Annotated in this window: 23 protein-coding genes; 13 read left to right on the top strand and 10 right to left on the bottom strand. The window is 74.8% G+C overall.

Annotated elements, in window-relative coordinates:
* Positions 1 to 560 precede the first annotated feature (560 nt).
* A complete protein-coding gene (locus B446_RS03340; RefSeq protein ID WP_020937998.1) occupies positions 561 to 2,138 on the bottom strand; it encodes a glycerol-3-phosphate dehydrogenase/oxidase in 1,578 nt (525 codons plus the stop codon).
* On the bottom strand, positions 2,135 to 2,743 hold the full coding sequence (locus B446_RS03335; protein WP_043474666.1) for a TetR/AcrR family transcriptional regulator: 609 nt from the start codon (positions 2,741 to 2,743) through the stop codon (positions 2,135 to 2,137). The genes B446_RS03340 and B446_RS03335 overlap by 4 nt, the downstream gene beginning before the upstream one ends.
* Positions 2,744 to 2,826: 83 nt before the next feature.
* Here B446_RS03335 and B446_RS03330 point away from each other — a divergent pair, with 83 nt between their 5' ends.
* Positions 2,827 to 4,416, top strand: a complete 1,590-nt coding sequence (locus B446_RS03330; protein WP_020937996.1) for an FAD-binding oxidoreductase — start codon at positions 2,827 to 2,829, stop codon at positions 4,414 to 4,416.
* A gap of 51 nt (positions 4,417 to 4,467) precedes the next feature.
* Positions 4,468 to 5,397, top strand: a complete 930-nt coding sequence (locus B446_RS03325; RefSeq protein WP_020937995.1) for a YegS/Rv2252/BmrU family lipid kinase — start codon at positions 4,468 to 4,470, stop codon at positions 5,395 to 5,397.
* Between the two features lie 21 nt (positions 5,398 to 5,418).
* On the opposite strand, the gene B446_RS03320 is transcribed toward B446_RS03325, so the two are convergent.
* Positions 5,419 to 5,643, bottom strand: a complete 225-nt coding sequence (locus B446_RS03320; protein ID WP_020937994.1) for a hypothetical protein — start codon at positions 5,641 to 5,643, stop codon at positions 5,419 to 5,421.
* Between the two features lie 161 nt (positions 5,644 to 5,804).
* On the opposite strand from B446_RS03320, the gene B446_RS03315 reads away from it, so the two are divergent.
* The 6 genes from B446_RS03315 (at position 5,805) to B446_RS03290 (ending at position 10,786) form a co-directional block, all read left to right on the top strand.
* Positions 5,805 to 6,248 carry an SRPBCC family protein gene (locus tag B446_RS03315; protein ID WP_020937993.1) on the top strand — a complete coding sequence of 148 codons (444 nt, stop codon included), beginning with the start codon at positions 5,805 to 5,807 and terminating at the stop codon, positions 6,246 to 6,248.
* Positions 6,241 to 7,860 (top strand): phytoene desaturase family protein, encoded by a 1,620-nt coding sequence (locus B446_RS03310; protein ID WP_020937992.1) that lies wholly within the window; start codon positions 6,241 to 6,243, stop codon positions 7,858 to 7,860. The genes B446_RS03315 and B446_RS03310 overlap by 8 nt, the downstream gene beginning before the upstream one ends.
* A 145-nt stretch (positions 7,861 to 8,005) precedes the next feature.
* A complete protein-coding gene (locus B446_RS03305; RefSeq protein ID WP_020937991.1) occupies positions 8,006 to 8,443 on the top strand; it encodes a hypothetical protein in 438 nt (145 codons plus the stop codon).
* Between the two features lie 27 nt (positions 8,444 to 8,470).
* The gene (locus tag B446_RS03300; RefSeq protein WP_020937990.1) at positions 8,471 to 9,352 is read left to right on the top strand and encodes an SDR family oxidoreductase; all 882 of its coding nucleotides are present in this window, start codon (positions 8,471 to 8,473) and stop codon (positions 9,350 to 9,352) included.
* 27 nt (positions 9,353 to 9,379) lie between these two features.
* A complete protein-coding gene (locus B446_RS03295; RefSeq protein WP_020937989.1) occupies positions 9,380 to 9,874 on the top strand; it encodes an MSMEG_6728 family protein in 495 nt (164 codons plus the stop codon).
* A 60-nt stretch (positions 9,875 to 9,934) separates the two neighbouring features.
* A complete protein-coding gene (locus B446_RS03290; protein WP_419184168.1) occupies positions 9,935 to 10,786 on the top strand; it encodes an oxygenase MpaB family protein in 852 nt (283 codons plus the stop codon).
* Positions 10,787 to 10,826: 40 nt separating this feature from the next.
* On the opposite strand, the gene B446_RS03285 is transcribed toward B446_RS03290, so the two are convergent.
* Positions 10,827 to 11,240: an SRPBCC family protein gene (locus B446_RS03285; protein WP_020937987.1), complete on the bottom strand. Its 414-nt coding sequence runs from the start codon at positions 11,238 to 11,240 to the stop codon at positions 10,827 to 10,829.
* Between the two features lie 324 nt (positions 11,241 to 11,564).
* Here B446_RS03285 and B446_RS03280 point away from each other — a divergent pair, with 324 nt between their 5' ends.
* Positions 11,565 to 13,274 carry an LCP family protein gene (locus B446_RS03280; protein WP_234967607.1) on the top strand — a complete coding sequence of 570 codons (1,710 nt, stop codon included), beginning with the start codon at positions 11,565 to 11,567 and terminating at the stop codon, positions 13,272 to 13,274.
* 241 nt (positions 13,275 to 13,515) lie between these two features.
* On the opposite strand, the gene B446_RS03275 is transcribed toward B446_RS03280, so the two are convergent.
* Complete coding sequence (locus B446_RS03275) at positions 13,516 to 14,358, bottom strand: CAP domain-containing protein (protein WP_020937985.1); 843 nt, start codon at positions 14,356 to 14,358, stop codon at positions 13,516 to 13,518.
* A gap of 431 nt (positions 14,359 to 14,789) precedes the next feature.
* Positions 14,790 to 15,863: an NAD(+)/NADH kinase gene (locus B446_RS03270; protein ID WP_020937984.1), complete on the bottom strand. Its 1,074-nt coding sequence runs from the start codon at positions 15,861 to 15,863 to the stop codon at positions 14,790 to 14,792.
* A 276-nt stretch (positions 15,864 to 16,139) separates the two neighbouring features.
* Here B446_RS03270 and B446_RS03265 point away from each other — a divergent pair, with 276 nt between their 5' ends.
* Complete coding sequence (locus tag B446_RS03265) at positions 16,140 to 16,859, top strand: DUF4232 domain-containing protein (RefSeq protein ID WP_020937983.1); 720 nt, start codon at positions 16,140 to 16,142, stop codon at positions 16,857 to 16,859.
* Positions 16,860 to 16,947: 88 nt separating this feature from the next.
* Here B446_RS03265 and B446_RS03260 read toward each other — a convergent pair whose 3' ends face one another.
* Positions 16,948 to 17,865, bottom strand: coding sequence for a serine hydrolase (locus B446_RS03260; protein ID WP_020937982.1), 918 nt, complete (start codon positions 17,863 to 17,865; stop codon positions 16,948 to 16,950).
* A 174-nt stretch (positions 17,866 to 18,039) separates the two neighbouring features.
* Between B446_RS03260 and B446_RS03255 the strand changes: the two genes are divergently transcribed.
* Positions 18,040 to 19,491: a purine-cytosine permease family protein gene (locus tag B446_RS03255; protein WP_020937981.1), complete on the top strand. Its 1,452-nt coding sequence runs from the start codon at positions 18,040 to 18,042 to the stop codon at positions 19,489 to 19,491.
* Positions 19,492 to 19,514: 23 nt separating this feature from the next.
* Here B446_RS03255 and B446_RS03250 read toward each other — a convergent pair whose 3' ends face one another.
* Positions 19,515 to 20,402: an SDR family NAD(P)-dependent oxidoreductase gene (locus B446_RS03250; RefSeq protein ID WP_043474661.1), complete on the bottom strand. Its 888-nt coding sequence runs from the start codon at positions 20,400 to 20,402 to the stop codon at positions 19,515 to 19,517.
* A 71-nt stretch (positions 20,403 to 20,473) separates the two neighbouring features.
* Between B446_RS03250 and B446_RS03245 the strand changes: the two genes are divergently transcribed.
* Positions 20,474 to 21,406, top strand: coding sequence for a LysR family transcriptional regulator (locus B446_RS03245; RefSeq protein WP_020937979.1), 933 nt, complete (start codon positions 20,474 to 20,476; stop codon positions 21,404 to 21,406).
* 584 nt (positions 21,407 to 21,990) lie between these two features.
* Positions 21,991 to 23,643, top strand: a complete 1,653-nt coding sequence (locus B446_RS03240; RefSeq protein ID WP_020937978.1) for a sigma-70 family RNA polymerase sigma factor — start codon at positions 21,991 to 21,993, stop codon at positions 23,641 to 23,643.
* Between the two features lie 11 nt (positions 23,644 to 23,654).
* Here the strand turns inward: B446_RS03240 and B446_RS03235 are convergent, their stop codons facing one another.
* Both B446_RS03235 and B446_RS03230 read right to left on the bottom strand, forming a co-directional pair.
* Positions 23,655 to 24,029, bottom strand: coding sequence for a VOC family protein (locus B446_RS03235; protein ID WP_020937977.1), 375 nt, complete (start codon positions 24,027 to 24,029; stop codon positions 23,655 to 23,657).
* 243 nt (positions 24,030 to 24,272) lie between these two features.
* The gene (locus tag B446_RS03230; RefSeq protein WP_020937976.1) at positions 24,273 to 24,428 is read right to left on the bottom strand and encodes a DUF6131 family protein; all 156 of its coding nucleotides are present in this window, start codon (positions 24,426 to 24,428) and stop codon (positions 24,273 to 24,275) included.
* Between the last annotated feature and the right edge of the window lie 62 nt (positions 24,429 to 24,490).

The following is a 24,490-nucleotide window of genomic DNA, read 5'->3' as shown; positions in this document are numbered from 1 at the left end:
CAGGCCGGCCCGTCGGCGGGTCTGTCCGTCCGGTCTGTCCGTCCGCGGCCGCGGAGGGGACCGCCGGGCGGGGACGCCCATCCGGAACGGAGCGGGGCGGTCGTCGGCCGGCCCGGCCTCCACGTCCGCGTGCAAGCGGCCCCGGCGGCCCGGCCCGTCCGCGCCGGTCGGAGGCGAGCGCGGACTGGGCCGGGGCCGGGGGCCGGCCGGCACCACTTCCCTGCCGGGCCACCTCCGTGCGGGCCCGTATCACCTCGCACGCCCCGCTCCCGCCGGGGACCGGGACGCGTTCGATCCGGCTACGCGGCTGCCGGGCCCGCTCGCCCGTGCCGCAGCTCGGCGCGGCGACGAGCGTGCCCACGCGTGGAGCGCTCGGGTAGGTCGTGTGGCCGGCAGTCACCGGCCACGATCAGGCGGGAGCTCTCCGTGGCGCTTCGGGCGTGCCGGATGAGCCCCCGCCTGCCCGGAGCGGGACCGGCGGCCGTTCGCTCCCGGGCCCCGTCCGTCCGGCGTCCGTCAGGATTCCCGCCGGACCGGGCCCCCCGCCGCCTCCGCTCAGGTCAGCTCAGCGCGCGGGCCTCCGAAAGGATCTCGCCGGCGACCGCCAGTGCCTCGGCGCGGTCGGCCGGGACCAGGCCGATGCGGGTGCGCCGGTCCAGGAGGTCCGCCGCGTCGAGGGCGCCCTCGTGGCGGACGGCCCAGGCCAGCTCGGCCCGGGTGACCGGATGGCCCGGCAGGACCCGCTCGGCCAGCTGCGGCTCGCGCTCGGCGAGGGCCAGGACGGCCGGGGCCTCGGTGCCGTAGCGGCGGACCAGGCGGCGCGGCGCGGGCAGGGCGCGCAGCCGGCCGGGTGCGGCGGCGCCCACCAGGGGCAGGTCGGCGGTGAGGGAGGGGGGCGCGGGCAGGCCGCGGGCCTCCGCGGCCGCGTCCACGGCGTCCTGTGCCATCCGCCGGTAGGTGGTGAGCTTGCCTCCGACGATGGTGGTGACACCGTCGGAGGAGGTCAGCACCGCGTGCCGGCGGGAGATGTCGGAGGTGCGGGCCCGCCCGTCGCCGCCGTCGTGCCCGCCGTTGTCCAGCAGGGGCCGCAGCCCCGCGAAGGCGCCGACGACCTCGTCCCGCCGTACCGGGGCGTGCAGCACGGACCCCAGCACGTCCAGCAGGAAGCCGATGTCGGTCTCGGGGACCTCCGGCACGTCGGGGAGCGGCCCGTCGACCGGTTCGTCGGTGAGCCCGACGTACACCCGGCCGTCCCCCTGCGGCAGGACCAGGACGAAGCGGTTGGTCTCGCCGGGGACCGGGATGTGCAGCCCGGCCGGCAGGGTGCCCAGCCGCTCCGAGCGCAGCACCAGATGGGTGCCGCGCGAGGGGCGGATCCGTATGCCGTCCACGAGGTCGGCCGCCCACACGCCGGCGGCGTTGATCACCGCGCGGGCCCGGATCTCGCCCTCCTCGCCGGTGAGTTCGTCACGGACCCGGGCCCCGGTCCCGGACAGCGACAGCACCCTGGTCCGGGTCAGCACCCGCGCGCCGTGCGCGGCGGCGGTCCGGGCCAGGGCGGTCACCAGGCGGGCGTCGTCGGTGACCCGGCCGTCCCAGGACAGCAGCCCGCCGCGCAGGCCCCCCGCGCGCACCGCGGGCGCCAGGTGCCCGGCCTCCGTCGCCGACAGCCGGCGCGGGGCGGGCAGCACCTGCCGGGGCGTACGGGCGGCCAGGCGCAGCATGTCACCGGCCCGGAACCCGGCCCAGGCCAGCGACGCCTGCGCCCGGGACACCAGCGGCGTCAGCGGCAGCACGAACGGCTGCGCCGCCACCAGGTGCGGCGCCGTACGGGTCATCAGCACCCCGCGTTCGACGGCGCTCTCGTGGGCGACGTCGAACTGCGCGGAGGCCAGGTAGCGCAGCCCGCCGTGGATCAGCTTGGAACTCCAGCGCGAGGTGCCGAAGGCCAGGTCGTGGGCGTCGACCGCGACCACGTCGAGGCCCCGGGCGGCCGCGTCGAGGGCGGCTCCGGCCCCCGTGGCGCCGAGCCCGACGACCAGCACGTCGGCCACTCTGCCGTCCGCGGCCTCCGCCAGTTCCCGGGTACGGCGGTCCGCGCCGAGGGACGAGCCGGTCGGTGCCTCGGTGTGGCTCATGGCGTCAGGGTCCTCTCCAGAAGGGTGCGCAGCTCGCCGAGGAAGGCCGGGGAGTCCAGCTCGGTGTCGTCCTCGTCGGTCATGGTGCGCAGGGACAGGGTGAAGGACTGCACGATCAGCAGCAGCGCGCGCGCCTGCCGTTCGGTGTGGGCGGCGCGCACCGAGCCGTCCGCGTGGCCCTCGCGCAGCGCGTCGGCCAGCAGCGCCAGCAGCGCCTCCTGGCTCGCCCCGCGCCGGTCCAGCACGTAGGGCAGGAGCAGTTCGGGGTCGACGTCGACGATCTTGCGGAACAGGGGGTGCTCGCGGAACGCCGCCACCCCCGCCACCAGGCCCGCCACGATCCGGGCGCGGGAGTCCGTGCCGGGCGAGGGGGCGGGGATCGCCCGGCTCGCCACGTCGATCCACTCGCGGGTCATCAGGTCGCCCACCAGGGTGCGCAGGTCGGGCCAGCGCCGGTACAGGGTCATCCGGGAGACACCGGCGCGGCGGGCCACGTCGGCGAGGGTGGTGCGGCGGACCCCGACGGCCAGCACGCAGTCGCGCACCGCGTCGAGCACGTGGTCGTTGCCGGAACCGTCTCCACCGTTGTGACGAATAGGCGTCATGTGTCACAGTGTAACGCCCCGGGGGCCGGGCGGAGACGCCGCCGCCCGAACCGAGCACACCGACCTGTGAGGACGACCCTTCGATGGACATGCTGTGGAACGGCTGGGGCGACCCCGCCAAGGCGGCACCGCTGCCCGAGTCGGTCACCGGACTGCTGCGCGACCTGCTCGGCGTCACACCGTGCACCGCCCCGGCCCTCGCCCTGGAGGACATCGACCTGCCCGCGCCAACGGCCGGACCCGGGGCGCTGGAGGCGCTCGCCCGGGCCGCAGGCGGCGCGGAGCACGTCCGCACGGACACCGAGAGCCGCATCCGGCACACCCGCGGCAAGTCCACCCCCGACCTGCTGCGGCTGCGCGCCGGCGACGTCGCCGACGTCCCGCAGGCGGTCGTCCTGCCCGCCACCCACGACGAGGTCCTCGCCGTCCTGCGCGCCTGCGCCGCACACGGCCTGGCCGCCGTCCCGTTCGGCGGCGGCACCTCCGTCGTCGGCGGACTCGCCCCCGAGCGGAGCGCGTTCGTCGCCCTGGACCTGCGCCGCATGAACCGCCTCCAGGCGGTGGACCCGATCTCCCGCACCGCCGTGCTCCAGCCCGGCCTGCGCGCCCCCGAGGCCGAGGCCCTGCTCGCCGAACACGGCTTCACCCTCGGCCACTTCCCGCAGTCCTTCGAGTGGGCCACCATCGGCGGCTTCGCCGCGGCCCGCTCCAGCGGCCAGGCATCCGCCGGCTACGGCCGCTTCGACGACATGGTGCTCGGCCTCACCCTCGCCACACCCGAGGGCACCGTCGAGACCGGCCGCGCCCCCCGCTCCGCCGCCGGACCCGACCTGCGCCAGCTGATCCTCGGCTCCGAGGGCGCCTTCGGCGTCATCACCTCCGTCCTCGTGCGCGTCCGTCCGCTGCCCGCGACCCGCGTCTACGAGGGCTGGCGGTTCGCCTCCTTCGCGGAAGGCACCGAAGCCCTGCGCAGACTCGCCCAGGACGGGCCCCGGCCGACCGTGCTCCGCCTGTCCGACGAGACCGAGACGCTCATCGGCCTCGCCCAGCCGGACGCCATCGGCGCCGGCCCGGAGAACGGGGCCGGCTGCATGGCGATCACCGGCTACGAGGGCACCGCCGAGGAGACCGCACTGCGCCGGGAGCAGGCCGCGGCCGTCCTCACCGAGTGCGGCGGCACCCTGGCCGGCACCGGACCGGGCGAACGCTGGGCCCACGGCCGCTACTCCGCGCCCTACCTGCGCGACGCCCTGCTCGACGTCGGGGCGTTCGCCGAGACGCTGGAGACCGCCGCCTTCTGGTCCCGCGTTCCCGAGCTGTACGACGCGGTCCGCACCGCCCTGACCGACACCCTCACCGGCGCCGGCACCCCGCCGCTGGTGATGTGCCACATCTCCCACGTGTACGAGAACGGCGCCTCGCTCTACTTCACCGTCGTCAGCGCCCAGGGCGCGGACCCCGTGGCCCACTGGGCACCGGCCAAGCACGCCGCCAACGACGCCGTGCTCGCCGCGGGCGGCACCATCACCCACCACCACGGGGTGGGCACCGACCACCGCGACTGGTACGTCAGGGAGGCCGGACCGCTGGGCATCGAGGCGCTGCTGGCCGTCAAACGCCGCCTGGACCCCGACGGACTCCTCAACCCCGGCGTCCTGCTGCCCACCGACTGACCCGCCCGCCCCGCCGTACCGCCCCTACCGTCACCGCCCGGAGGCACACCCATGCGACAGTTCACCGCCGTCGTCAACCCGACCGCGGGCGACTCGACCGGGGCGGCCACGCTGCTCCACGTGGCCCGCCTGCTCCGCGAGGCCGGCGCGGGTCTGGAGACGGAGTACAGCGACAGCCTCGCGCACGCCCAGGAGATCGCCCGGCAGGCCGGGGAACGCGGCCGGGTGGTGCTGGCGGTCGGCGGCGACGGCATGGCCGGCGGCGTCGGCGGGGCGCTCAGCGGCACCGGCACCGTCCTCGGCCTGGTGCCCGCCGGACGCGGCAACGACTTCGCCCGGGCCCTGGACCTGCCCCGCGACCCGGCCGGGCTCGCCGGCATCCTGCTGCACGCCGAACCCCGGCACGTCGACACCATCGAGGTCGAATCGGCCGTCCACCCCCGCACCGTCGTCCTGGGCAGCGTGTACGCCGGCGTGGACGCGCTCGCCAACCGGCACGCCAACGACGCCCGGCTGCTGCGCGGCGCCGCCTCCTACTACGCGGGCGGCCTGCGCGCCGTCACCACCTGGCGGCCGGCCGACTACCGCGTCACCGTCGACGGCGAGGAGCACACCCACCGCGGCTACACCGTCGTCGCCGCCAACTCCCCGTACTACGGCTCCGGCCGGCTCATCGCGCCCGGCGCCCGCGTCGACGACGGGCTCCTCGACGTCGTCATGATCCGCGAGGCACCGCGCCGGCTCTTCTTCACCCTGATGAACGAGCTGAAGACGGGCGCCCACGTCCGCCGCCCCGAGGTGCGGGTCCTGCGCGGCAAGGAACTGCGCATCGAGGCGTGCCGCCCCGTCCCCTACGGCGCCGACGGCGAGGTGGAGGCCACACTGCCGGTGACCGTCCGGGTCCGGCCCGCCGACCTGCCGGTGCTCTGCCCGCCGGCCGCGCCCGGCCCCGGCGGACCGGCCGGACCCGACGGCGACTGAGACCTCCCGGCGCCGGGGCGGTCAGGTCCGCGTCTCCGCCTCCCACCGGTCGGGTCCCATCCCGCGCCAGTCGATGAGCGGGGACGAGCCGACCTCCTCCGGCTCGATCTCCAGCCCGGCGCGCCGCAGGAACTCGACCAGGTCACGCACGTTGTGGGCCAGGCCGAGGATCTCGCCGTCCACCCGCACCCGCCGGCCGCCGGTCGGGGACGGCAGCTGGACGATCACGGGACGCTTGCCGGTCATGTCTCCAGGGTCGGCCGGATCCGCCCGTGGCGCACCCGAGAGCCCGGATCCTCCCGCTCGGCTTCCCCGGTGATCGGGAACGGGGGGGAGCGCGGTTGGACGGGCCCGCCCCGGGGCACTCGGCGGTGGCTGTGAAGCGGACCCAGCCCCAGGAGGCACGCGTGGCGGTGCGGCATCGTCTGATCAAGGCCAGTCCGGCGACCGTCTGGGAGGTGCTCGCCGACGGCAGGCGCTACGCCGACTGGGTGGTGGGAACGGAATCGTCCGAACCGCGCAAGGGCCAGTGGCCCCAGGAAGCGGCGTCCATCGGCTACCAGGTCAAGCTGGGGCCCCTCAGGATCGGCAACGAGACGGTCGTTCGGCACTGCGAGGAAGGCTCCGTCCTGGAGCTGGAGGCGCACGCGGGACCGCTCGGCACCGCCCGCATCGCCATCGAACTGCGCCCCTGGGGCGAGGACTGCCTGGTCGTCGTCGACGAGCACCCGCTGCAGGGAGCCGGCGGCGCCCTGCACAACGTCGGCTTCGAGATGCTGATCCAGCTCCGGCACCGGGCCATGCTCGCCCGGCTCGCCAAGATCTGCGAGGGCGGGGACGGCCATGCCTGACGCGGTGGTGATCGGCGCCGGCCCCAACGGCCTGGTGGCCGCCAACCTCCTGGCGGACGCGGGATGGAGCGTCCGCGTGGTCGAGGCGCAGCCGGAGCCGGGCGGCGCGGTGCGGCACGACCGGGGCGTGCATCCCGACTACGTCAACGACCTGTTCAGCTCCTTCTACCCGCTCGCGGCCGCCTCCCCGATCCTCTCCGGACTCCATCTGGAGGACCACGGACTGCGCTGGAGCCACGCGCCCCACGTCCTCGCCCATCCGCTCGGCGACGGCCGGTGCGCCGTACTGGACCGCAGCGTCGCGACCACCGCCGACTCCGTCGATGCCTTCGCCCCGGGCGACGGCGCCGCCTGGCATCGCCTGGTGGACACCTGGCAGCACCTGCGCCCCGACCTCCTGGACGCCCTGTTCACCCCGTTCCCGCCGGTCAGGGCCACGGCACGGCTGGCCCTCCGGCTGCGCGCCGCAGGCGGCCTGCGCATGGCGCGCTCGCTCATCCTCCCGGTGCGCCGCCTGGGCGAGGAGGAGTTCAGCGGCGAGGGCGGCCCGCTGCTGCTGGCCGGCAACGCGCTGCACGCCGACCTGGCGCCCGAGTCGGCCGGCAGCGGCGGGTTCGGCTGGCTGATGACCATGCTGGGGCAGACCTACGGCTTCCCGGTGCCGGTCGGCGGCTCGGGAGCCCTGACCGAGGCACTGGTACGGCGGCTGCGCGGCCGCGGGGGAGAGCTGACCTGCGGACAGCGCGTCGTCGAGGTCGTCGTACGCGGCGGGCGGGCCGTGGGCGTGCGCACGCAGGACGGGGAAGCGGTGGCCGCACGGCAGGCCGTACTCGCCGACGTGGCGGTGCCCGTGCTCTACCGCGACCTGCTCGACGCCCGGCACGTGCCCGCCCAGACGCTGTCCGACCTGAGGCGCTTCCAGTGGGACTTCGCCACCTTCAAGGTCGACTGGGCGCTCGACGGCCCGGTGCCCTGGCGCGCCGAACAGGCCCACCGGGCCGGCACCGTTCACCTGGCCGACGGCCTGGACGAACTCACCCGCTTCGCCGCGCAGATCGCCATGGGGCAGGTGCCCGACCGCCCCTTCGCCCTGTTCGGCCAGATGACCCTGTCCGACACGACACGCTCCCCGGAGGGCACCGAGTCCGCCTGGGCCTACACGCACGTCCCGCACGACATCCGCGGGGACGCGGGCGACGAGGGCATCACCGGAGCCTGGGACGCCACCGACCGGGAACGCATGGCCGACCGCGTCGAGCGCCAGGTGGAGCACTTCGCGCCCGGCTTCCGGGCCCGGATCCGCGCCCGGCGCGTCCTCGCCCCGCCCACCCTGCAGGCACTCGACGACAACCTCGTCGACGGCGCCATCAACGGCGGCACGACCGCGATGCACCAGCAGCTCGTCTTCCGCCCGGTGCCCGGGACCGGACGGCCCGAGACCCCCGTGCCCGGCCTCTTCCTGGCCTCCGCCGGCGCCCACCCCGGCGGCGGCGTGCACGGCGCGCCCGGTGCGAACGCGGCCCGCGCCGCGCTGCGCGGACACCGGGTGCCGGTCCTCAACCGCGCCCAGCGCGTCCTCGCCCGCCGCGACCGTGCCGGCCGCAGACGCTGACCGGCCGCCCGGCCGGCGGGCGCGTCCGACGGCCGCGCATCCGACCGCCCCGCGAAGGGAGAACACAGCAGACGGCGTACCGACAGCGGACCGACGGCACCTACCGCACACCGCACGACCGGAACACGGAAAGCCAGGGAACGGCATGAGTGAGCACCAGGACGGCCCCGACGAACGCCACCGGCGCCCCGAGGGCGTCGACGACAAGACGGTCGAGGCCCTCGGATCACTGTCCAAGGCACTGGAGACGACCGAGCGGGCGCGCGGCAGCCTGTACGCCTTCCACCAGCTGACCGGCGGGGCCGACCTCGAACTCGACCGCGCGGTACGGCTGCTGCGGGAGGCCGGCCACCCGGAGTGGGCCGACAAGGTCGAGACCGAGATCCTGGGCCGCAACATCATCCCCGGGCACTGGACGTTCCAGATCGTCGAGGCCTACGACCACACGTACTACCGGCCGTTCCAGGAGCTGGAGCGGGCGGCGGTGGACGAACTGGCCCAGGGCCGCGACCACCTGTACGAGGCCGAGATGAAGGAGGCCCGCCGCACCGTCGGGCACCCCGACCACACGGCCCGTCCGTGACCGCCGCCGCGGGAGGCAGGTGAACCGATGCCTGACAGCCCACTGCACGGCCGTACGGTCGTGGTGACCGGCGCGGCGCGCGGGGTGGGGGCCGCGCTCGCCCGGGAGATCGCCCGGTGCGGCGGACGGCTCGCGCTGCTGGGCCACGAACGGTCCCGGCTGGCGGAGATCGCCGCCCGCCTGCCGTCGCCGGCCCTGGCGATCGGGGTCGACGTCACCGACCTGGAGGCGCTGCGCACCGCCGCGGGCGAGGTCCGCCGGCGCCTCGGGCGCCCGTCCGTCGTCGTCGCCAACGCCGGCATCGCCCAGGGCGGCCCGTTCGCCTCCTCGGACCCGGTGGAGTGGCGCCGGGTGATCGACGTCAACCTCACCGGCAGCGCCCAGACGGCCCGGGTCTTCCTGCCCGACCTGATCGCCACCGCCGGCTACCACCTCCAGATCGCCTCACTGGCGTCCCTCGGCGCCGCCCCCCTGATGAGCGCCTACTGCGCCTCCAAGGCGGGCGTCGAAGCCTTCGCGCACGCGCTGCGGGCCGAGGTCGCCCACCAGGGCGTCGGCGTCGGCATCGCCTACCTCAACTGGACCGACACCGACATGATCCGCGACGCCGACCGGTACAACGTGCTGCGGGAGCTGCGCGGGCACATGCCCCCGCCCGCCCGCCGTGTCCACCCCGTCGACGCGGTGGCCGCCCGGATCGTGCGCGGCCTGGAACGGCGGCGCACCGCCGTGTACGCCCCCGCCTGGCTGCGGCTGGTCCAGCCGGTCCGCGCCGCCCTCCCCCCGGTGGTGCTGCGGGTGGCCCGCTACGAGCTGCCCCGGCTCCAGGCCGAGGAGCCCTTCGTGGCCACCGGACTGCTGGGCGCCGGGGGAGCGGCCGACCGCTCGGCGACCGGGTACCGGCCCTGACCCCACCTCTACCCCAGGACGGCCGTCATGCAGACGTTCCTGCCGGACCCCGACTTCCGCCGCTCCGCCCTGCTCCTGGACCGCCGGCGCCTGGGCAAGCAGCGCGTCGAGGCGCTCCAGGTCCTGCGCGGTCTGACCGTGCCCGGCTACGGCTGGCGCCGGCACCCCGCCGTGCGCATGTGGACCGGGTACGAGGAGGCGCTCGTCCGCTACGGCCTGGAGATCTGCCGGGTCTGGCGGGAGCAGGGGCACCAGGACAGCTGCGCCGCCTCGCTCGTCGCGGACTTCGCCGCCGCCCACCCGGGCCCGGGCGCCCACGTACGCGACCAGCCGGCCCTGGCGGACGCCGGGGAGCTCCCGCCCTGGCTCGGCGACGAGGCCTTCCACCTCAGCCATCGCTCCGCCCTCGTCCGCAAGGACCACGACACCTACGCCGACGCCTTCCCGGCCACCCCCGACGACCTGCCCTACGTGTGGCCGCGGTCCGACCGGGAACGGGACGACGTGCCCGCCCCCCGGTGAGCCGGAGCCGGGCGGCGGGCTCGCAGGAACGAAGGCGTGACGAACAGGAGGGGACGCGTGCTGCCCGACCTCCGCGCCCAGCTGGGGGCGCTGCTCTTCCGCCGGGTCGCGGGCCCCGACGGCCCGGCCGTCCGCGCGCGCATCCACGGCACCCCCGGCACCCGGTGGTTCGGGCCCGAGCGCCCCATCCGGGTCGTCCACGGCGACGCCGCCATGTTCGTCGGCGGCGTGAGCGCCCTGCTGCTCCAGTCCCTGCACCCGCTCGCGATGGCCGCGGTGGCCGCGCACTCCGGATACCGCGGCGACCCCTGGGGACGGCTGCAGCGCACCAGCACCTTCCTGGCCGTGACGACCTACGGCACGGCGGCCGACGCACAGGACGCCGTCGACCACGTCCGCGGCATCCACGAGAAGGTGCGCGGCGCCACACCGGACGGGCGGCCGTACCACGCGGCCGACCCCCATCTGCTCGGCTGGGTGCACACGGCCGAGACCGCCTGCTTCCTCGCCGCCCACGAGCGCTACGGCGCCCACCCGCTGGACCCGGACGGCTACGACGGCTACGTCGCCGACACCGCGCGCGTCGCCGAGGCCCTCGGCGTGCCCGACCCGCCGCGCGACCGCCGGGCCCTCGCCGAGCGTCTGGCCGCCTACCGGGGCGAACTCGAGGCCACGCCCGAGGCCCGGTCCGCGGCCCGCTTCCTGCTCCTCGAACCGCCGCTGCCGCTCCCGGTGCGTCCGCTGTACGGCGCGCTGGCCGCGAGCGCCGTGACGCTCCTGCCGTCCTGGGCCCGGAACCTGCTGCGACTGCCCCGCGTGCCGCTCGTCGAGGACCTCACCGTGCGGCCGGCGGGCCACCTGCTCGTGGGCACCATCCGCTGGGCGATGAGACCACCGGCGCACACGGAGTGAGGCCCGGGCCGCGGCCCGGGCCGGGGGGCTCCACGGCGGATCAGCCCGCCGTGTTGTCGACGCGCATCCGCACCTGCTCCTCCAGGCGCCGCAGGCTGTCGTCGAGGGCGTCGCACACCTTCCCCTCGCCCGGGTCGTGGCTCTCGTCGAAGAAAGACAGGTGCACGGTCACCTCGCTGGCGCCGCTGCCGATCCCCGCGACCTGGAGCCAGCCGGCGTAGCCGCCCCGGTCCCGGGTGCCCCACTCGATGCGCATCTGCTCGTTCTCGGCGCGCATCGTCGCCGCCGTGTCCCGGCCCGCGTCGTCCTCGTGGACCGTGACGGCCGGCGGGTCGTCGGCCCGGACGTGCAGCGCGTCCGGCAGCCACGCGTCGAGCTGGTTGACGTTGGACGCCTGGTCGAAGACGTGTTCGGGCTGTCCGGGCATCGTGCGGGAACGTTCGTACTCAGCCATCGCGACACCGCCCCTCCGGTCGGAATGCGTACCCAGGCCGCGTGCCCCTTTCGTCCCGGCCGAAAAGCCCGAAAGCCGACATGTTCTGCGGCCGGCGGCACGTCTCCGGTTGCCTCGGGCGCTCCCGGGCCGCCCGTGATGAGATCGCTCACCTGTGAATCGCCACAGGATCCGTGCTCTTCGACGCGCGGATTTGTTAGATTGCGCAACTACGCAACCCAGGCGGAGCCCGCCTTCGCGCGGCACCCCTGTTCCGTCGTGCACGCCCGGCCGTACACCCCGATGGCCGGGCCTGCCGCGCCCGACCGGTCATGGGAGTGGGAGATGAACGACCCGTGGGACGGTCCGGCCGGCCAGGCCACGCGCAGCCGTGAGGCACGCGTGCCCAGGCAGCGCACGGCAGGGCCCGACGGAAAGCTGCCCGACGGAGAGCGGCCCGCGGGCGGCCGGGCAGCGGCCCGCGCGGGCCGGCCGAGGCGCCGGGCCAGGACGGTCGGTCGCGGCAGGCGGGTGCTGAAGATTTTCGCGATCTCCCTGTCCCTGGTGGTCATGGTCACCGCGGGCGTCGGCTGGTGGTTCTACCAGCATCTGAACGGCAACATCCGGAGCGTCTCGCTCGACGGCAAGGGCGGCACCGAGAAGGCCGACGCCTTCGGCCGGACCCCGATCAACCTCCTGGTCATGGGATCGGACGGGCGCACCAGCAAGGCGGACTGCAGGCTCGGCGGTGGCTGCTCCACCACCGGCGTGCAGTCCGGCAGCAACGCGGACGTGCAGATGGTCGTGCACATATCGGCCGACCGGTCCAACGCGACCGTGATGAGCATCCCCCGCGACACCATGACCCGCGTACCCGCCTGCAAGGACAGCGCCGACGGCCGCTCCACCGCGGGTTACTACGGCCAGATCAACAGCGCCCTGCAGTACGGGCCCGCCTGCCAGGTGGCCACCGTCCACCGGCTCACCGGCATCCCCATCGACCACTTCGTCAAGCTCGACTTCTCCGGCGTGGTCAAGATGTCCGACGCCGTCGGCGGCGTCTCCGTCTGCGTCGACCGCAACGTCTACGACACCTACTCGCACCTGAAGCTGTCCAAGGGCACCCACACCCTGAAGGGGGTCTCGGCCCTGGAGTTCGTCCGCTCCCGGCACGGCTTCGGCGACGGCAGCGACCTCGGCCGCACCGTCTCCCAGCACATCTTCCTCAGCGCGATGATCCGCAAGTTCAAGAGCGCGGGCACGCTCACCGACCCCGGCGCCGTCTACGGCCTCGCCGACGCCGCGACCAAGGCGCTGACCGTCGACGACGGCCTCGGCAGCGTGAAGAAGCTGATCGCGCTCGCGGCCGACCTGAACAAGGTGCCCACGCAGCGGATGACCTTCACCACGATGCAGACGGCCCCGGACCCGAGCAACAGCGACCGCGTGGTGGTCGGCTCCGGAGCCCGGACCCTGTTCTCCACCATCGCCCACGACCAGTCGCTGACGACCGGCTCGGGCAGGAAGTCCGCGGCGGCCGCGGCGACGGCCAAGGCCACGCCCACCGCCTCGCCGGTGCCCGCGTCGCGCATCGCCGTGACGGTGGAGAACGGCACCGCCGTCAACGGCCGCGCCCTCGCCGTCGCCACCGCGCTCACCGACCAGGGCTTCAGCCCCGCCACGACCACCGCCAACGCCGCGAGCCCCACGGCCACCACCACGCTGACCTACGGCACCGGCGCGAAGGCCGAGGCCACGACCGTCGCCAAGGCGCTGGGCCTGCCCGCCGGGCGGCTGAAGCAGGGCTCCGGCAGCGGCCTCACCCTCGTCATCGGCAGCGACTGGCCGAGCGGCACCGGGTATCCCGCCGGGGCGTCCTCACCCGCGCCCGCCGACACTGCCGCCGCGGTGTCCAACGCCCACGCCCAGACCGCCGACCAGGCCAGAACCTGCGCCAAGGTCAGCCCGTACCGGACGGTCAGCTACCGCGGGGTTCCCATGACCCCGGAGCAGGCGTACGCGGCGGCACGCGGCAAGCCCGACTCCGACGGCTGAACCCGACCCGCGACAGCCCGCCCCGACCGGCGGGGCACCCCCGGGGGGTGCCCCGCCGGTCGCGCATGCCGGGCCGGGCGCGCGCAGCCGGCCCGGGCGCGCGCATGCCGGCCCGAGGGCGCACGCCGGGCCGGGCGCGCGCGTCCCGGCCCCGGCGCGTGTCCTCCGCTCTCCCGCGCACGACGACGAGCCCCGGCCCCCGTACGGATGAGTACGGGGGCCGGGGCTCGTCGTGCCCGGCCTAGCGGGCGGTTCCGAAGTCCTGGGTCCAGTAGCTGTTCGGCTGCGCCAGACCGACGCCGATCTCCTTGAACGCGCAGTTCAGGATGTTGGCCCGGTGGCCGGGGCTGGACATCCAGCCCGCCATGACCTCCTCGGGCGTGCCGTAGCCGTAGGCGACGTTCTCGCCGTAGCTGCTCCAGTCGTAGCCGCCCGCGGTGATCCGGTCGCCCGGCGAGGATCCGTCGGACCCCGTGTGCGACATGTTCTGGTGCGCCGCCATGTCCTGGCTGTGTGCCTGCGCCACCTTGGTCAGGGTCGGGTTGAGCGTGAGGGCCGAGCAACCGACCTTGGCACGCTCGGCGTTGACGAGCGTCACGATGCGGGCGGCGACCCCGGTCGCGGCGGGAGTCGTGGACGCGGGGGCGGACGCCTTCGGGGTGCTCGGGGACGGCGTGGCCTTCGGCGCCGGCGCACTGGTCCGCTGCGCGGTGGTCGACGCGGTCGGCGCCTTCGGCGGCGCCGAGAAGGGCCCGCCGGGCCGCACGTGCTTCCTGTGGTGCGTCCGGTGGTGCCTGCGGTGCTCGGCCGGGTGGTGGACACCGTCGGGCCGGGCCTGGGTCGGGGTCGGGGCGGCCGTCGGGGTCTGGGCCGGGGACTCGAGCATCTGGCCGATGGTCGCGAGGCTCCCGGTGTAGGCGCCGGCCTCGGGGGTCGCCGGGTTCCCGGCGCCGACGGCAGGGGTCTCGCCCCCGCCCGGCCACTCGCCGCACGCCATGGCCGCCGTGGGGACGCCCACGGCGCCCACGACGACAGCGGCTATGACCATCCGCCGGTAGTGCTGCTTCTTGCGATGCTTCGCCATGCGTGACCTCACCGGTAGTCGCCGGGCACCGGCCGTCGTGGCGGGCTCGGCGGGGACTCCGCTCCTGACCTGCGGAGACTTCCTGTGGGTCGTCATTGTTAGAAGGGCCGCACAGCATGTGCAACGGGCCTTCGTACTACTTCACCTAGTAGATCCGCGCGGCCCTTGCCAAGGGAGGGGCGACGTGCTGACCGGCCGCCCAGGGCCCCGCGCACCCGCTGTCGCCCCGTCAGAAACCCGCTGTGCGGGGTGGACCGGTGGAGCGGGCCGGGGCGGCGGCGGATCCCCGGACCGGACACGGGGAGCCCGTGCGCCAAGCCGGACAAATCCCATATGTCACCAGAGCGGCGTCTACTAAGCGGCTTCCCGAGATCCCGGGGAGTGCGTGAGGGATGTCACGGAACCAAAGCTTCCGCTTCGCGTCGGCGGTCTCAGGGCCGACGCGTGGTGTCGCCGGGAGCGGCCGGCAGCGCGAGGTGCGCGAGGTCGCCGGGCGGGGGAGAGGTCACCGGCCACAGCGGAGCGGCGTCCCCGTCGGCGAGGGCGGCCGGGGCGTCGGTGAGGTTCATGCGCTCGCGCAGCCGGCCGTAGAAGTCCATGGGGCCCAGCCGGACCGCCCTGAGCCGGCGCGGCGCGGCGTACACACCGATCCAGTCCCCGGGGTTGAGCACACCGCGCACCTGGCCGTCGATGCTGACCAGCGCCTGCCCCGAACGCTCGAGCACCCGGAACGCGATGGGCTCGTCGGGGGCGGCCACCACCGACCGGTTGAACACCATGTGCGGGGCGACCGGTGTGAAGACCAGGCCCTCCGCGCGCGGCGAGACGACCGGGCCGCCGGCCGCGAAGCTGTACGCGGTCGAGCCCGTGGGCGTTGCCACCAGCAGCGCGTCGGCGGAGTACGACGCCAGCAGCCGTCCGGCCAGGTAGACGCCGACGGAGACCTGCCGGTCCCGGGTCACCTTCTCCACGACGACGTCGTTGAGCGCGGTCACGTTCAGGGCGACACCCCAGTCGTTCCCGCTCTCGCACTCCGCCCGCACCCGGGGCGCCGGCAGGAGCGGTCCGCGCCCGTAGCGCACCATGGACTCCATGTGCTCGGGCACCTCGAGCCGGCACGACGCCCGCATGGTGAGCAGCATCCGGTGCTCGACCTCGATGCGCTCCTCCCGTACGGCGTCCAGCGCGGCCCGCACCGCCGAGGCGGGCACCTCGGTCAGGAAGCCGACCCGTCCGAGGTCGACCCCGAGGACGAGGGCGTCGCTCTGCGCCGCCAGCCGGGCACCGCGCAGGAAGGTGCCGTCGCCGCCCAGGGTGACGACGAGGTCGGGGTCGCCGGCGGCGTCCATCTCCTCACGGGAGCTGTGCCGCTCGCCCTCCTGCCACACGTCGATGTCGGTGCAGCCCACCTCGTGCTCGGCGCACCACTCGCGCACGGTGCGCCCGGCGGCCACGGCCTGTGCCCGTCCGCCGTGCACGACCAGGCCGACTCGGTTCACCGTCATACCCGCCTCCCGATCGGATCGCCCAGGGGGCCATCCTCACCAGGAACCCGGCCGGGGCCCGGGACGCCACGCCGCCACGGCGCTCGCGCCGGCCCCTCACACGCTTCCCGCGTGCCGGTCAGGACCGGGTCCTGTCACGGCCGCGTCACAGCGAACGCCCGGCGGAACCCCTGTTCAGGTGGTGTCTGTCTGAGCCTGCGAGAACCGGCTCACAGCCGGCCGACCACGCGGTACCGACCGCGGTACCGACCGCAGTAACGATCATCGGGGGACCCCATGCAGCACCGCACCACCGTCCGTGTCACCGCGTCCGCCGCGGCCGCCGTCGCCGCCGCGCTGTCGCTCACCGCCTGCCGGCCGGGCGACGGCGGCGGGGCGAGCGGCGCGCCGGCCAAGACCCCGACGACGGCCACCGCCCGGGCCACCGCGAGCCACCCGGCGACCCCGGCCGCCGAGACCTCACGGCCCGCCACGGGCGGCGGCTCCGCGCACACCGGCGCCCCCGCGACCTCCGCCCCCGCGTCCGCCGGATCCGGCGCCCCGGGCGGCACGGTGCCCGCCTGTGCGGCCACGGCCCTCGAGGCGTCGGCCTACCAGGCCGCCGACCGTCCGTCCGGCACCGGCGTCGGGTCGGCGGTGATCCAGTTCGCCAACACCTCGGGCAAGGCGTGCACCCTCGAGGGACACCCGACCGTGGCCGGTGCCGGGAACGGCTCCCCGCAGCACAACCGCCCGCTGACGGTGACGCCCACCGGGACCGCGGCGAGCGTGCGGGTGGCGCCGGGCGGCAAGGCGTGGGTGAAGCTGACCTTCGTCCAGGTGCAGGGCGAGGGCGACGGCTACTGCGTGTCCGGCGCGAAGCCCGTCGCCTACCCGACGCTGGTGGTCGGCCTGCCCGGGGCCGGGGCCCACCAGGTCGCCCTGTCGGACGGTCTGTTCGCGGAGTGCGACAACAAGGTCACCGCGACCGCGGTCACGGCGGTGAGGCCCTCCTGACCCCGGCCGCCGTCGGCGGGTCGCGCGGCCCTGCCGTCAGCGGGCCGTGAGCACGCCGTCAGGGCACCGTCAGCGGGCCGTCGTCGCGTCAGTGGGCCGTCGTCGCGGAGACGGCGGCCCGCGCCGCGCGTTCCACCAGCGCGACACCGTCCTTCATCGACGTGCTGCCGTCGGACAGGACCGCGACGAGGTAGTGGTGGCCGCCGGTGGTGATCCGGCCGACGCTGTTGACGTCCCACAGCCCGGTGGTGTCCCGCTGCAGCCAGCCGTTCTTCAGCGCCGCCCCGGGGCCGGCGGCCGCCGAGACACCCCAGGACTGCTCGGTGGCGACCCGGCTCATCAGCGTGCGGATGTAGGCCCGGGACGCGTCGCTGAGCGCCGGCGCCGCGCCCTTCTTCGGCGCCGGACCGGTGTCGAACACCGCGCGCAGCAGCCGTATCTGGTCGCTCGCCGTGGTCCTGGTCAGGCCCCACTTGGGGCCGGGGCCGCCCTGGGTGGCGGTCAGCCCCAGCCGCTTGTTGGCCGCCTTGAGGCCCGGGGCGAGCCCGACGCGCCGCCACAGGGCGTTGGCCGCGGCGTTGTCGCTGTGCTCGATCATGGCCTCGGCCTGGGCGCGTTCCTTCGCGGTCAGGGCGTGCCGGGAGTCCTGCGCCTTGAGCAGGACCGAGGCGAGGATGTCGACCTTGATGATGCTCGCCGTGTCGTAGGGCATGTCGGTGCCGTACACCGCCGGGCCGCGGCCCGGCGCGTCCAGGTCGAAGACCGCGGCCGTCACCCGCGCCTCGCCCTTCGCCCCCACGGAGGCGGGGAAGGAGGCCGCCGTGGACCCGCTCGCGGTGGAGCCGGCCGGCGCCGCGGCGGCCGGCTGGGCCAGGCCGAGCGTGCCGGCCGCGAGCAGTGCCGAGGCGGTGGCCGCGAGCAGACCGGTGGCCGCCGCGCCCCGGGCCCGGGGGCGGTCGCCTCGCGGGGTGCGCGGCTGCGGCAGGAAGCGGGTCAGGTACGCCATCGTCAGGGGCCTCGGCAGTTCGGGGTGCGGGGACACAGGACTGCGAACGTAAACAAATCGCCCGCCGCGCGAAGTGACCGCTGCCACGAAGAGACCGTTTCCGTGGGAATTGTGAGCAGGGCAACAGGGCCGGACAATGTGACGAGGCAGGCACACCGGGGTCCGGGAGGCGTCATGAGCACATCAGCGGAGCCGAGGGTCTCCGGTCTCGAGGTCCGGTCGATCGACTACGTCCCCCTGAACGAACGGCACGGCAAGCTCTGGCACCTCGGCCCGCTGTGGTTCATGTCGAACGCGCAGATCGCCACCCTCGCGGTGGGGCTGGTCAGCATCACCCAGGGCGGCAACCTCATCTGGTCGCTCCTGGCCATCGTGGCCGGCACCGTCATCGGCACCTTCTTCATGGCCTTCCACTCCGCCCAGGGGCCCCAGCTCGGCCTGCCGCAGATGATCCAGTCCCGGCCGCAGTTCGGCTACGTGGGCGCCCTCCTGGTGTGGCTGTTCGCCTATGTGCAGTACGCGGGGTTCAACGTCTTCAACAGCAGCCTCGCCGCCGACGCCCTGCACACCACCCTGCACGGCTCAGTCAGCCTCTGGGTGATCGTGGTCACGGTGATCGCCCTGGTCATCGCGCTCGTGGGCTACGACATCATCCACCGGGCCGAGCGCATCCTGACCTACACCTTCCTCGTCATCTTCGGCGTCTTCACCGTCGGCGTCCTGGTCACCCTGCACTACCCGCCCGGCTCCTTCGACCTCGGCGCCTTCAAGTGGACGCCGTTCCTGGCCCAGTTCGGCGTGGTGGCCGGCTACCAGATCAGCTGGGCGATCTACGTCTCGGACTACTCGCGCTACCTCCCGCCGGACGTGACCGTCCGCAAGACCTTCTACTGGACCTACTTCGGCTCCGCGCTGGGCGGCATCTGGCTGATGGTCCTCGGCGCGCTGCTGGCGGCGTGGTCCGGCAAGGGCTTCGAGACGATCACGTCCATCAACGCCGCCGGCGACAAGGTGTTCGACGGGTTCGGCGCGGTCGTGCTGCTCTTCTCGGCGCTGGGGCTGGTGTCCGTCACGGCGCTGAACATGTACGGCGGCTCCCTCACCCTCATCAGCGCCATCGACTCGTTCAAGCGGGTGCGGCCGACGCTCGCCGTGCGCCTGCTGACCCTCGGCCTCACCGCCGCACTGTCCCTGATCGGCGCGCTGGCCGCCACCTCCAACTTCCTGGACAACTTCGAGAACTTCCTGCTGCTGGTCCTCTACCTGTTCATCCCGTGGACCTCGGTGAACCTCATGGACTACTACGTGGTGCGCCGCGGGCACTACGCCATCGCCGAGATCTTCAACCCGAACGGCATCTACGGCCGCTGGGGGTGGCACGGCATCATCGCCTACCTGGTGGGCTTCGTCTGCATGATCCCGTTCTTCTCCGTCGGCACCCTGTACGTGGGCCCGGCCGCCCGGGCGCTCGGCGGGGCCGACATCTCCCTGTTCGTCGGGCTGCCGATCGCCGCGCTGCTGTACTGGCTCCTGACCCGCTCGATCGACGTGGCGGCGGAGACCCGGCTGGCCGAGGCAGAGGCCGAGGCACTGGAGCGTGCGGCGCACGAGCACCGGGAGCCCTGAGCGTCCGGCCCGGCCGGCCGCCGTCACGGCCTGAGCATCCGGTCCTGCTCCACCAGGGGCGCGCCTTGGGGCCAGGGCAGCGGCTCGCCGAAGCGGACGAGTTCGCCGTACAAGGCGGGATCGGCGCCGTCGGCGAACACCAGACCGAGCACGGTCCGGGCCGCCTCGGCGGGCGACTGGGCCTGGCTGTAGTCGCTGAACCAGGGGCGGGAGGTCGCCGTGTCCACCATGCCGGGGCAGACGGACGCGATCAGGGTGCCGGCCGCGAGGTCGTGCGCCCGCCGTCCGGCGGCGACCGCGCGGACGGCGGCGACCTGGGCCACCTTGGACGGCACGTTCAGCCAGCGCGGCCACCCCGCCTCGGCCGCGGTCCCGTCGCGGACGGCGCGGCGCCAGGACTCGACGGCGTGCTCGACCTGCTCCAGGCTCGCGCCGTCGAACAAGGGGTGCAGCCGCGGGTCCAGGTGACCGAGCGTGCCCAGGCTGCTGGCCACGACCAGCAGCCGGCCGCCCGGGCGCAGCACCGGCCCGAAGGAGCGCAGCACCGCGTGCGTGGCCGCGTTGGAGACGTCGATGAACTCGTCGGCGCGCGCGGCCTGCGACTCGTCGGGCAGTACCCGGGCGACCGCGTTGGAGATGACGACGTCCACCCCGCCGTACTCGTCCCGGAGTTCACCGGCCAGGTGGCCGACGGCGTCGGTGTCGGTGACGTCCAGGACCCGGCCCAGGACCCGGCCGCGGGTACCCGGCAGGCGGGACACCTCGTCGGCGGCCTCGGCGACGCGCCGGGGGTCGCGGCCGGTCAGCAGCACCAGGTCGGCGGGGTCGAGGCGGGCCGCGAGACCCTCCACCAGAGCGCGGCCCAGTCCCTGGTTGGCGCCCGTGACGAGGGCGATGCGCGATGCGTTCATGCGGACCACGCTAGGAACCCGGATGCCATGCGTCCAACGAGAGTTCGGCACCGCTAGTATGCGCAGTCGTCATGGACTTCACGGATGTCTCGCTCACGGCACTGCGCGTCCTGCGCGCGGTGGCCGAACAGGGCACCTTCACCGCGGCCGCGGGCACCCTGGGCTACACCCAGTCGGCGGTGTCCCGGCAGATCGCGGCCCTCGAACGGGCCGCCGGCGCCGAGCTGCTGGAGCGCAGGCGCGACGGCGTACGGCCGACCGCGGCCGGCCGGATCGTCCTGCGCCGAGCCACGGTCGTGCTCGGCGAGATCGACGCGACCGCGCGCGAACTGTCCGGTCTGCCCGGCCAGGCGGGCACGGTCCGGCTCGGCTGGTTCCCGAGCGCCGGCGCCGTGCTGGTGCCGAGGGCCCTGACGGCACTGCGCCGCACCGACCCGGACCTGCACGTCTCGGGCCGAGAGGGCGGCAGCACGCCGGCGCTGGTCCGGGCCCTGCGCGCCGACAGCCTGGACCTCGCCGTGCTGGCGTCGGCGCCGCCGTTCCGTCCGCCGGACGCCGAGTCGCCCCCGCTGGTGCTGCGCACCCTCAGCGAGCGCCCCCTGCGCCTGGCGGTGCCCGCCACCCATCCGCTGGCCCGAGGCGACTTCGCCGACGTCGCCGACCTGCGCGGGCAGCGCTGGATCGCCGGCTCCTCCTCGGGCGAGGACCGGCTGCTGGGCGTCTGGCCGGGTCTGGACGAGCGGCCGGAGATCGTCCTCACGGCACGGGACTGGCTGGCCAAGCTGCATCTCGTGGCGGCCGGTTGCGGTCTGACGACCGTGCCGGCCGCCCTGGCTCCCGCCGTCCCGCCCGGCGTACGGGTCCTGCCGGTCCGCGGGGGCCCGCAGGAACAGCGCCGCCTGCTCCTGGCCCGCCTTCCGCACCCACCGGCCGAAGCGGTCGCCCGCGTGTCGGCGGCCCTGCACACGGCCGCCCTCGACCTCGACACACCGGGGCCGGCCTAGCCGGCTCCGCTGCCGACAACCGGGGCCGGTGGACCGGTCGTGTGTCCGCCGGCGGACGGACCCGCCGTCGTCCGGCCGACTGTGTCTCGCGGCGCACGGGTCGTGCCGGTCCAGGGCGGCCCCGCGCCCCTCGACGTAGATGCGCCCGGGCGAAGCAGTCGGTGTCGCCTCGAACGACCACGGCCCACAGGCCCGTTGTGTGCCGGTCGGCAGGCGGCCCGGGCCACGCTCCGGTCTCCCGGCGTTTCCGCGGCGAGCCGGCGGCCCGACGCACCCGGTCCGAGGCGACGCCGCCGCTCACCGACCGGGCACCGGCACGCCTCCTCGGCCCCGGGCGACGCGCTCCGCCGTCCGGCCTGACCGGCACGGCCCCGCCGGCCGGATACCAGAGGACGACGCCGGTCTGACGCCGGTTCACGGCCGGGCCGTTGTGATCTGTCTCCTTGCGGTCGTGAGCCGGTGCGACGACCCTCTCGTCGAACGAACTCGAACGAGTCTCCGAAGAAGTTGTTATCCGGGCCTCGCCGAGCGGTCTCCCAGATATCGGACAGCAGCGTTCGGCATCGAGGACAGGGAAGCTTCAGATGAGTACTCAGCACGCGACGGAGTCGGCGGCACTGGTGACCGCTGCCGGGGCGGGCGACCCGCACGCCCAGGACGCCCTGGTCAGTGCGTACCTCCCGCTGGTCTACAACATCGTGGGACGTGCTTTGAACGGCTCGGTCGATGTCGACGACGTGGTGCAGGAGACCATGCTCCGCGCCCTGGACGCGCTGGGCGGCCTGCGTACTCCCGAGAGCTTCCGCTCCTGGCTGGTGGCCATCGCCATGAACCAGGTCCGCACCCACTGGCAGCACCGGCAGTTCGCCCCGGGCACCGTCGAGGAGGCGGCTGACCTCGCCGATCCGGGCGCCGACTTCGTCGACCTGACCATCGTGCAGCTGCAACTGTCCGGCCAGCGCCAGGAGACCGCGCGCGCCACCCGCTGGCTGGAGCCGGACGACCGGGGACTGCTGTCGCTGTGGTGGCTGGAGTGCGCCGGAGAGCTGACCCGTGCCGAGGTCGCGGCGGCCCTGGAGCTGTCGCCCCCGCACACGGCGGTCCGGGTGCAGCGGATGAAGGCGCAACTGGAGGCGGCCCGTGTGGTGGTGCGCGCCCTCGACGCGCAGCCGCCGTGCGAGGAGCTCCGCGGTGTGCTGGCCGCCTGGGACGGCGTCCCCTCGGCGTTGTGGCGCAAGCGCATAGCCCGGCACGCCCGCGGATGCGTGCGCTGCTCGGGGCTGTGGAGCGGTCTGCTGCCCGCGGAGGGCCTGCTGGCCGGCCTCGCCCTGGTGGCCGTCTCGACCGCGCTGCTCGCGCGGACGCGTCCGGCCGACGGGTTCGCCCTGGCCGGGACGGCGTCCCCGGCCGAGGCCGCCGAGGGCCGGCCCGCCGCCGACGCCGCCTCCGGCGGCGGGCGCCGCGGCGCCGCCCGCGGCCAAACGGCCTCCCGGGGCGAGGCCCGCCGCCGTCGGCGCCTGCGGCGCCGGGCCGTGGGCGGGGCCGTCGTGGCGGCCTGTGTCGCGGGCGGCGGGCTGTGGTACTTCGGCACCGGCGCGGGCGCCGCGAACGACGAGCCGACCGCGGCGCGCGAGGCGGGCGATGCGGTGGTGGACCTCTCCGCGCCCCGCGCCGAGGAGCCCACGCCGTCGCCCTCGGCCTCCGCGACCGCGTCCGCTTCGCCGTCCGCCCACAAGAAGAAGCACGCCTCGCCCAAGGCCCCCGCGCCCGTGAGGAAGAGCGCCTCGGCACCCGCTCACCCGGTCCGCCCGACGCCGACCGCCGCCGCCACCCCTGACGCGACACCGACGTCCTCGGACACCGTCGACCAGGTGGTCGCGCTCGTGAACCAGCAGCGGGCAACCGCCGGTTGCGGGCCCGTCACCGAGGACCCGCAACTGGAGAAGGCCGCGCAGGGCCACTCCGACGACATGGCCGCGCGGAACTTCTTCGAGCACACCAACCCCGACGGCGCCGACCCCGGCCAGCGGATCACCGCGGCGGGCTACCGCTGGTCCACGTACGGGGAGAACATCGCCAAGGGCCAGCAGACCCCGCAGTCCGTGATGGACTCATGGATGAACAGCCCCGGCCACCGTGCCAACATCCTCAACTGCTCGTTCAAGGACATCGGCGTCGGCGTCCACCGGGGCTCGGGCGGCCCCTGGTGGACCCAGGACTTCGGCGCCAGGCTCTGACCAGCGGCCGGTCACAGATACGGCCGGGTGATCAGCTCGATCGCGTGGCCGGCCGGATCCTTGAAGTACACGCCCCGGCCGCCGTGCTCGTCGTTGGTCTCGCCCGGGCGGCGCATCTGCGGATCCGCCCAGTGCTCGATCCCGCGGTCGCACAGCCGCCGGTAAGCGCGGTCGAACAGCTCGTCGTCGACCAGGAACGCGTAATGCTGCATCTGGATCTCCACCGGCGGCTCGGCGAACTGCAGCAGTACGCCGTCGGTGAGCTGGACGTTGGTGAAGGGGCCCCAGGACGGCGCTTCCGGGAGTTCCAGCAACTCCCGGAAGAACCGGGCGGACTCGTTGCGGTCCTTGGCGGCGACGATGGTGTGGTTGAACGTGACTGTCACTCGGCTGACCTCGTTGGTGTTCGACACGGGAGACGGACTCGCGGTGCGCGAGTGCCGGGAGGTCCGCGTGCCGGACCGAGGGGGTGCGTCCTGCGCACCCGCCGGGTGATCAGCCGCCCACCGGGTTGCCGATCCGTGCGTGGCGTGGCGCCGATCCGGTGTTCACGTCAAGCGACGATACCGCACGCCGCCGTGGCGGTCGCCGGGGGAGCGCAGGCCGTGGTGCCGCGGCGCGCCCGGTGCCTACCAGTAGTGCCGGCGGCCCCCGACCGCGTGCCCCATGGCGCCCAGGATCCACAGGACCGCGCCCACCACCACGAGGATGATGCCGATGGTCCACAGGATGGAAATGCCGGTGATGAAGCCGACTATGAGCAGAATGATGCCGAGGGCGATCATGGTGTGCCTCCTGCCGGGTAGCAGCATTCCTCCCGTTCTAGTGCCCCGAAGTCACGAATAAT

Source organism: Streptomyces collinus Tu 365 (assembly GCF_000444875.1).
Taxonomy (GTDB): domain Bacteria; phylum Actinomycetota; class Actinomycetes; order Streptomycetales; family Streptomycetaceae; genus Streptomyces; species Streptomyces collinus_A.
This window is presented reverse-complemented; position numbering and strand designations above follow the sequence as displayed.

Coding starts and splice junctions, on each gene's coding strand:
- B446_RS03340 (WP_020937998.1), bottom strand. CDS start 2,138: ATGAGCCACACCGAGGCACCGACCGGCTCGTCCCTCGGCGCGGACCGC.
- B446_RS03335 (WP_043474666.1), bottom strand. CDS start 2,743: ATGACGCCTATTCGTCACAACGGTGGAGACGGTTCCGGCAACGACCAC.
- B446_RS03330 (WP_020937996.1), top strand. CDS start 2,827: ATGGACATGCTGTGGAACGGCTGGGGCGACCCCGCCAAGGCGGCACCG.
- B446_RS03325 (WP_020937995.1), top strand. CDS start 4,468: ATGCGACAGTTCACCGCCGTCGTCAACCCGACCGCGGGCGACTCGACC.
- B446_RS03320 (WP_020937994.1), bottom strand. CDS start 5,643: ATGACCGGCAAGCGTCCCGTGATCGTCCAGCTGCCGTCCCCGACCGGC.
- B446_RS03310 (WP_020937992.1), top strand. CDS start 6,241: ATGCCTGACGCGGTGGTGATCGGCGCCGGCCCCAACGGCCTGGTGGCC.
- B446_RS03305 (WP_020937991.1), top strand. CDS start 8,006: ATGAGTGAGCACCAGGACGGCCCCGACGAACGCCACCGGCGCCCCGAG.
- B446_RS03300 (WP_020937990.1), top strand. CDS start 8,471: ATGCCTGACAGCCCACTGCACGGCCGTACGGTCGTGGTGACCGGCGCG.
- B446_RS03295 (WP_020937989.1), top strand. CDS start 9,380: ATGCAGACGTTCCTGCCGGACCCCGACTTCCGCCGCTCCGCCCTGCTC.
- B446_RS03285 (WP_020937987.1), bottom strand. CDS start 11,240: ATGGCTGAGTACGAACGTTCCCGCACGATGCCCGGACAGCCCGAACAC.
- B446_RS03280 (WP_234967607.1), top strand. CDS start 11,565: ATGAACGACCCGTGGGACGGTCCGGCCGGCCAGGCCACGCGCAGCCGT.
- B446_RS03275 (WP_020937985.1), bottom strand. CDS start 14,358: ATGGCGAAGCATCGCAAGAAGCAGCACTACCGGCGGATGGTCATAGCC.
- B446_RS03270 (WP_020937984.1), bottom strand. CDS start 15,863: ATGACGGTGAACCGAGTCGGCCTGGTCGTGCACGGCGGACGGGCACAG.
- B446_RS03265 (WP_020937983.1), top strand. CDS start 16,140: ATGCAGCACCGCACCACCGTCCGTGTCACCGCGTCCGCCGCGGCCGCC.
- B446_RS03260 (WP_020937982.1), bottom strand. CDS start 17,865: ATGGCGTACCTGACCCGCTTCCTGCCGCAGCCGCGCACCCCGCGAGGC.
- B446_RS03255 (WP_020937981.1), top strand. CDS start 18,040: ATGAGCACATCAGCGGAGCCGAGGGTCTCCGGTCTCGAGGTCCGGTCG.
- B446_RS03250 (WP_043474661.1), bottom strand. CDS start 20,402: ATGAACGCATCGCGCATCGCCCTCGTCACGGGCGCCAACCAGGGACTG.
- B446_RS03245 (WP_020937979.1), top strand. CDS start 20,474: ATGGACTTCACGGATGTCTCGCTCACGGCACTGCGCGTCCTGCGCGCG.
- B446_RS03240 (WP_020937978.1), top strand. CDS start 21,991: ATGAGTACTCAGCACGCGACGGAGTCGGCGGCACTGGTGACCGCTGCC.
- B446_RS03230 (WP_020937976.1), bottom strand. CDS start 24,428: ATGATCGCCCTCGGCATCATTCTGCTCATAGTCGGCTTCATCACCGGC.